This window comes from Thalassospira sp. MCCC 1A01428 (assembly GCF_002115825.1).
Taxonomy (GTDB): domain Bacteria; phylum Pseudomonadota; class Alphaproteobacteria; order Rhodospirillales; family Thalassospiraceae; genus Thalassospira.
This window is the reverse complement of record NZ_JFJZ01000024.1, coordinates 66,109-72,742: the sequence shown is the minus strand read 5'-3', so window position 1 is coordinate 72,742 and position 6,634 is coordinate 66,109. Positions and strand designations below refer to the sequence as shown.

The window sequence follows — 6,634 nt, the reverse complement described above, 5'->3', positions numbered from 1 at the left end:
AGTCCTGCTGCCGGAGCCAATTTAAAAGGGACCGAACGTTTTGTTCGGTCCCTTTTTCTTTTAGGCACTCTACCCTATCATGCGGTGCGATCAGCAAAAGGAAACACCAATGAAAATTGCAAAAATTGAATTGCGCAAAGTTCAACTGGGCACACTTGGCGGGTCAAGCGACGGCTGGCTGATTGTTGGTGACAACGATGTTATTCACGGTACGGTCCATCCGATTGATGGCGACCTTTTCACCATTGCATCGACCACCGATGAAAGAATACAGGCATTTGGCTGGTGCCCGATGTTTGACAGCCTGGATCATGTACACAACGATGTTGCCATTGCTCTGGCTATGGGCGGTGCAGCAGAAGTGGAACAATGGCTGGAAGAATCAGAACGTCACGATATTGATCACACACCGGACGGGCACCTGCACTAAAGCTGTTTGCATTCCAGTCTGTCTTACTTCACCCTGCAGCAGCACAATTTTGTTCCAGAAATGTGAAGCCTGTTGCGGTTTTGATTCAGAACAAGGCGCATGAGCGCCAAACGAAATATTTTCCGCACCTGCGAAAAGCAGTTATTCTGATCGGGTCATACTGCCCCGAAAACAGGTCACACGGCGCATACACTAGCGCGGCGTCCATTCAGACAGCAAAGCGGGAATTCGGTTATGAGTACAGTCAACCTAGAACACCTCTTCAAGCCGTCGTCAGTCGCCGTTATTGGCGCCTCTAACCGCCCGCATTCGGTTGGGCAGGTCATCATGCGCAATTTGCTGGCAGGCGGCTTTGACGGGCCAATAATGCCGGTTAACCCGCGCAGCCAGTCCATTGGCGGGGTTCTGGCCTATCCCGATGTTGAAAACCTTCCCGTGGTGCCGGAACTCGCCGTCATTTGCGTACCCCCTCAAGCTGTTATCCCGGTGATGGAATGCCTGGATCGCAAGGGGTGCAAAGCTGCCATTGTTCTGACTGCGGGCCTTGGCTCGGTACCGTATGATGAAACGCGCAGCGTGAAACAGGCAATGCTTGAAATTGCAGCGCGTAATAAAATGCGCCTTTTAGGGCCTAATTGCCTGGGGTTGATGGTGCCACCAATTGGCCTGAATGCCAGCTTTAGCCATCAAAGTGCCAGCAAGGGTAAAATCGCCTTTGTGTCGCAATCCGGCGCCTTGTGTACGGCCGTGCTGGACTGGGCCGCCGCACGCGGGGTTGGATTTTCGCATTTCGTGTCGCTGGGGGAATGCGATGATGTCGATTTTGGCGATGTAATTGATTATCTGGGGTCCGATCCCGATACCCGGGCAATCATGCTATATATCGAATCGATTCACGAACGTCGCAGTTTCATTTCTGCCGCCCGTGCTGCGTCGCGCAACAAACCGATCCTGTGCATCAAATCGGGCCGTTTTGCCGAAGGTGCCGCCGCCGCCGCATCCCATACCGGCGCGCTGGCCGGGGCCGATGATGTTTTTGACGCCGCCATCAAACGCGCTGGCGTCTTGCGGGTCTATACCATCGCAGAAATGTTTTCGGCAGCTGAAACCCTGTCACGGATGCGGCCGTTTCGCGGCGATAAACTTGGCATTATCACCAATGGCGGCGGTATTGGCGTTTTGGCCGTTGATGCCCTGATTGAACGCCACGGCCACCTTGCCCATCTGGAACAATCAACCATCGATAACCTGAACAGCGTTTTGCCCGATACATGGTCCCATGCCAACCCGGTTGATATCATCGGTGATGCACCAGGCGAACGGTATGCCAAATCCATCGACAAAGTATTGGCAGATCCAAATATTGACAGCTTGCTGGTCATGCATGCCCCAACCGCCATTACCAACCCGGTTGAAGTTGCCCGTGGGGTTATTGATGCGGTTAAAAACAGCAAAAAGAACATCCTGACCAACTGGGTTGGCGAAGCCACCGTGGCCCCTGCCCGTGTTTTGTTTAACGAAGCCGGTCTTCCGACCTATAACACCCCCGAACAGGCCGTGGCCGCGTTCCAGCATATGGTGAATTATCGCAAATTGCAGGATTTGCTGATGGAAACACCGCCGTCAGTGCCCCAGGATTTTACCCCGGAAATCGACAAGGCACGCGGCATTATTCATCTGGCCATCCATTCCGGGCGCACCATGCTGACCGAACCCGAGGCCAAGGCCGTGCTGGACTGTTACGGCATCAACACGGTTAAAACCCTGTCGGTTGAAACCACCGAACAAGCAGTGGCCACAGCCGAAAAGATCGGCTTCCCGGTAGCGCTTAAAATTCTGTCGGATGATATTAGCCATAAATCTGATGTCGGCGGCGTTGTTTTGAACCTTGAAAGCGGTGAAGAAGTACATCGTGCCGCAACCAAGATGCTTAAAAACATTGGCAAACAATTCCCCGATGCCCGTTTGCGCGGCTTCACCGTCCAGGAAATGGTCAAACGCCAAAACGCCCGCGAACTGATTGTCGGCATGACCACCGACCCGATTTTCGGCCCGGTGATATTGTTTGGACATGGTGGTGTTGAGGTGGAAGTGGTACGCGACCGTGCCATGGCATTACCCCCCCTTAACATGAAGCTGGCCCGTGAACTGGTTGAAGGCACACGCATTTATAACCTGCTTAAAGGCTATCGCGATGTTCCGCCGGTAAATCTGGAAGAACTCTATATGACGCTGGTGCGCTTATCGCAGTTGGTGGTGCATCTCGGTGAAGTCGTTGAACTCGACATGAACCCGCTTTTGATTGACCAAAAAGGCGTGATCGCCCTGGATGCCCGCATCAAAGTGACGCCAAAAGTGGAAAGTGACGATAAACGCCTCGCTATTCACCCCTATCCGCGCCATTTGAAACAGGAAATTGTGCTGGAAGACGGCACTAAATATATGCTTCGCCCGATCAAACCCGAAGATGAACCAGCCCATTATGCCTTTATGTCAAAACTGACACCCGAGGATATTCATTTCCGGTTCTTTGGCTCGGTGCGCGAATTGCCGCATTCGGAAATGGCCCGTCAAACCCAGCTGGATTATGACCGCGCAATGGCCTTCGTCGCCACCGTCCCGAACGGAACATCACAGGGTGATATTCACGGTATTGTTCAGGTCGCGATTGACCCGAACAATGAACATGCAGAATACGCTGTCATGGTGCGCTCCGACATCAAAGGGCGTGGCCTTGGCCGGATCCTGATGGAAAAAATGATCGAATTTTGCCGTGCCAAAGGTGTTGCAACCTTTATTGGTCAGGTTTTGCCTAATAACCGCCGCATGCTCACGCTGTGTGAAAAACTTGGCTTTAGCCGCAAATATCTGGAAGACGAAGAAGTTTTCGAAGTCACTTTGCCGCTGGGCCAGCCAAACAAACCGCACGCGTAACATCTAATCCATGTCAAAACAAACACCCCGCCAGATACCAGCCTGGCGGGGTGTTTGATATTGCTTGCATCCGCAAAAACACCGCAAACAACAAAGCGACTAAGCACCGGCTTTCGCTGGCATTTTTTTACTGATGTCGTGAACGGATTTTTCCGGATCCAGGCCGCGGCTGCGTAACGCGTCGGCAGCTTCGGATTCTATTTTTCTAAGCTCGCCCAGTGTCGTCTGCACATCGTCAAGCTGCTGCTCTAGCTCGGTAATGCGTTTGCGCCCGACCAGCATCAAATGCGCCAACTGTTCGGCGTGGCTTCGGTCCGCATCATAAAGGTCGATATATTCCTTAATATCTTCCAGCGTAAACCCCAGCCGTTTGCCCCGCAAAACCAAAACCAGCCGCGCCCTGTCCCGATAATTATATACCCGTGTTGCCCCCGCCCTTTGCGGAGACAGCAATCCTTTGGTTTCATAAAAACGAATGGCCCGGGGCGTGATATCAAACTCTTCGGCAAGTTCTGTAATGCTGTAAAGTTTATCGTTCATCTGTTCTTCTTATGCTTAAGACACCCAACCACCAGCATCACCTTAGACCAACGTCAAAGTCAATAAATTTACGCTAACGTAAGTAGAAAACCACCTGTTATCGAATTGACGCAACTTTCGTTTAAGCATCATTATGGTCATCTCCAAGACATTGCTGAAGATAGTCACGATCGATCGGGCGATATTTTGGTCCATCAAACAACCCGTTGCCATCCAGCGCCCCTGGCATCAGCCCGTTGGCTGAATGCCAAACCGTCCCATCGGGCATTTCAACGGCCAATGGCTGTGCAAAGGGTTCTGCCTTGCCCGGTACCAGGGCCAAATCACCACAAATTCCGGCGCGGAAAACAGGCCCATTGGCCCGGGTTCCCCCCCAGATAAACCCCGGGATAATTTTCGAAAATTTCCGGAAAAGTCGGGTGATTACATAAATCCCCGTCAAACGACACATTATCGGCAGCAGACAAAACCAGGTCTTCTCCCAGAAACGGCTGCCCTGGCGTCATTAATCCTGGTGGCAATTCGGCACTATCGGCATAGCCAAGGGCATTACGGCGGTGCCGCCAGTTACGGGTGGTGCCTTTTTTTACATATTGCTGACGCAAATAGAAACTGTTGTGAAAACATTCAAATGGCAATGTCGGCAAGGCATCGGGGTCTTTGCCAAATTTGAAAACGGCTCCGCCATTATTCTCATCCCCCTCCGGTCCTGGCCGTGAATCAAACCAGCCACGGTTACCAAAATAATACCAAAACCCACCACGAACACCGTCCTGGGAAAACCATTTATGGCAGTTGTATAGCTGATTGTTAAAAACCCACCAGTTCACGGCCACAGTTTCGGGTTCCACCGGGTTATCACGCACAAAGGAAAACCGGTTATTACTGATCACAACGTTGCAATTGAACTGCCCTAGCGGGGCATCCTGATTTTCATCCGACAGATCCAGACGGATCGCATTATAACAATGACGGATATCGTTGCCGCGAATAACCACATCCCCGGCAATATTGTTGCTGCCAAAAAAGGCACCATTCAAATAGCGATACGGGGCCTTTTCGCCCGGCACCAGTTCGCCGTCATGGACCATCGCCCAATTGATGTAACGCCACAGGCTATCGTCCTGCACCCAGTCACATCGTACGATCGTTAAATGCCGACATGCCGGACCATCAGCGTAAAAAGCATAAGTTCCCCCGACTATCTGCATGTCCTTGAAGGTCAGATGGTGGCTGTTTTCCATGTAAACAGCACTGGGCCAGCACCTTTCGATCCGGATGTTATCAAGCCGGATGTGACACCGGTTAACCATGCGAAATGCAGCATAACGTGTGGCACCGGGGCTGGTAGCCGATACTTCGGGGTCAGGTGGCCGACGGCCATCAATGATCGCACCGTGCTCTCCGCGAATAATAATCGGCTCGGCCGCGGTGCCGTCACAGGGCAAATCAATGGCTTCTGGCAGAAAATAGTTCCCCGGCAACAGGCGGATCAAATCGCCTGGCTGACTGTCATCAATGGCAGCGCGTAGAGTTTTGGTATCGCGCCACTCACTATCAACCCAGTGATGCCCCCCATCGGGTGTCACATAAATCATTCGCAGCATTGCTGGTCCCCTTGTCCCGTCATTCCATCAGCCTGAGGTGATGAAGCCTGAAAACACAGCATAACCATACCACCGGGACACCACACGTGGAAACAGAACAACATTATCCCGGCACACCTTTTTACAATGCCGGGAAACAGCAAAATAAGGGCAATAATGACATTCATTACATAGACAAACTGAACCTCATACGAATTTTTATTTTTTATGATAAAAGTGATTCCAGTCACTTGACGAAATATTCTGATGAAATTAGCGTCTGCCAACCAACCGAATTTATCGCGTTAGAAAGGGTAAAATGATGCAATTCCTTAAACCATCGACAAGGATGGCATTCGCCACCAGCCTTGTCGTTTTTTCCTGTGTATCAAGTGCCGCACAGGCACATTTTCAGGAACTGATCCCCACCACAAATGTCATTGATCAGGAAACGGGTAAGGATGTGCATTTTGACATGGTCTTCACCCACCCCACCGATATGGGACCAACAATGGAAATGGCATACCCGGTACAATTTGGTATGCAGGTAGATGGTCAGAAAACCGACCTTCTGGACAAGTTAACCCGCCACGATGTCGATGGAAAACAGGCATATCAGGCCGATGTTATCCTGCCACGGCCAGCAGGATATGTTTTTTACATTGAACCAGAACCTTACTACGAACCCGCCGAAGGCAAATACATTGTCCAATATACCAAAACCGTCATTGATGCCTTTGGCGATGGCAGCAATTGGGACCAGATGGTTGGCTTTCCGGTCGAAATCGAACCCTTGTCCCGGCCTTATGGCCTGTGGGCAGGCAATAGTTTTAGCGGCATTGTCAAACATAATGGCAAACCGGTTCCCTTTGCCGAAATCGAAGTGGAATTTCGCAATGATGGCAGCGTAAAATTGCCAAATGGCAGCTTTTCCACCCAGATTATCAAGGCCGATGCCAATGGGACATTTTCCTATACAACACCCTGGGCTGGCTGGTGGGTTTTTGCGGCCCTGATCGAGGATGGCACCCTGCCAACCCCTGACGGCAAAGCCAATGCACCGGTTGAACGCGGTGGCGTGCTATGGATCAAAACCGATAATCCGGCCCAAACAAGCAACTAACCCTCTATGTTCCTGAAATGA

7 protein-coding genes are annotated in these 6,634 nt (G+C 51.4%); 4 read left to right on the top strand and 3 right to left on the bottom strand.

Annotated elements, in window-relative coordinates; translation table 11 throughout:
• The first annotated feature begins 109 nt into the window (after positions 1 to 109).
• Positions 110 to 430, top strand: coding sequence for a hypothetical protein (locus tag THS27_RS17075; protein ID WP_085593025.1), 321 nt, complete (start codon positions 110 to 112; stop codon positions 428 to 430).
• Between the two features lie 234 nt (positions 431 to 664).
• The gene (locus THS27_RS17070) at positions 665 to 3,364 is read left to right on the top strand and encodes a bifunctional acetate--CoA ligase family protein/GNAT family N-acetyltransferase (RefSeq protein WP_085593023.1); all 2,700 of its coding nucleotides are present in this window, start codon (positions 665 to 667) and stop codon (positions 3,362 to 3,364) included.
• A gap of 99 nt (positions 3,365 to 3,463) precedes the next feature.
• Here THS27_RS17070 and THS27_RS17065 read toward each other — a convergent pair whose 3' ends face one another.
• From THS27_RS17065 to THS27_RS17055, 3 genes are all read right to left on the bottom strand, one after another.
• Entirely contained in the window at positions 3,464 to 3,904 is a 441-nt protein-coding gene (locus THS27_RS17065; RefSeq protein WP_085593021.1) for a MerR family DNA-binding transcriptional regulator, read from the bottom strand.
• A gap of 121 nt (positions 3,905 to 4,025) precedes the next feature.
• Positions 4,026 to 4,226 carry a hypothetical protein gene (locus tag THS27_RS17060; RefSeq protein WP_085593019.1) on the bottom strand — a complete coding sequence of 67 codons (201 nt, stop codon included), beginning with the start codon at positions 4,224 to 4,226 and terminating at the stop codon, positions 4,026 to 4,028.
• A gap of 1 nt (position 4,227) precedes the next feature.
• Entirely contained in the window at positions 4,228 to 5,511 is a 1,284-nt protein-coding gene (locus THS27_RS17055) for a right-handed parallel beta-helix repeat-containing protein (RefSeq protein ID WP_085593017.1), read from the bottom strand.
• Between the two features lie 86 nt (positions 5,512 to 5,597).
• Here THS27_RS17055 and THS27_RS17050 point away from each other — a divergent pair, with 86 nt between their 5' ends.
• On the top strand, positions 5,598 to 5,813 hold the full coding sequence (locus tag THS27_RS17050) for a hypothetical protein (RefSeq protein ID WP_085593015.1): 216 nt from the start codon (positions 5,598 to 5,600) through the stop codon (positions 5,811 to 5,813).
• Complete coding sequence (locus THS27_RS17045) at positions 5,810 to 6,613, top strand: DUF4198 domain-containing protein (RefSeq protein ID WP_085593013.1); 804 nt, start codon at positions 5,810 to 5,812, stop codon at positions 6,611 to 6,613. The genes THS27_RS17050 and THS27_RS17045 overlap by 4 nt, the downstream gene beginning before the upstream one ends.
• Positions 6,614 to 6,634: the final 21 nt, after the last annotated feature.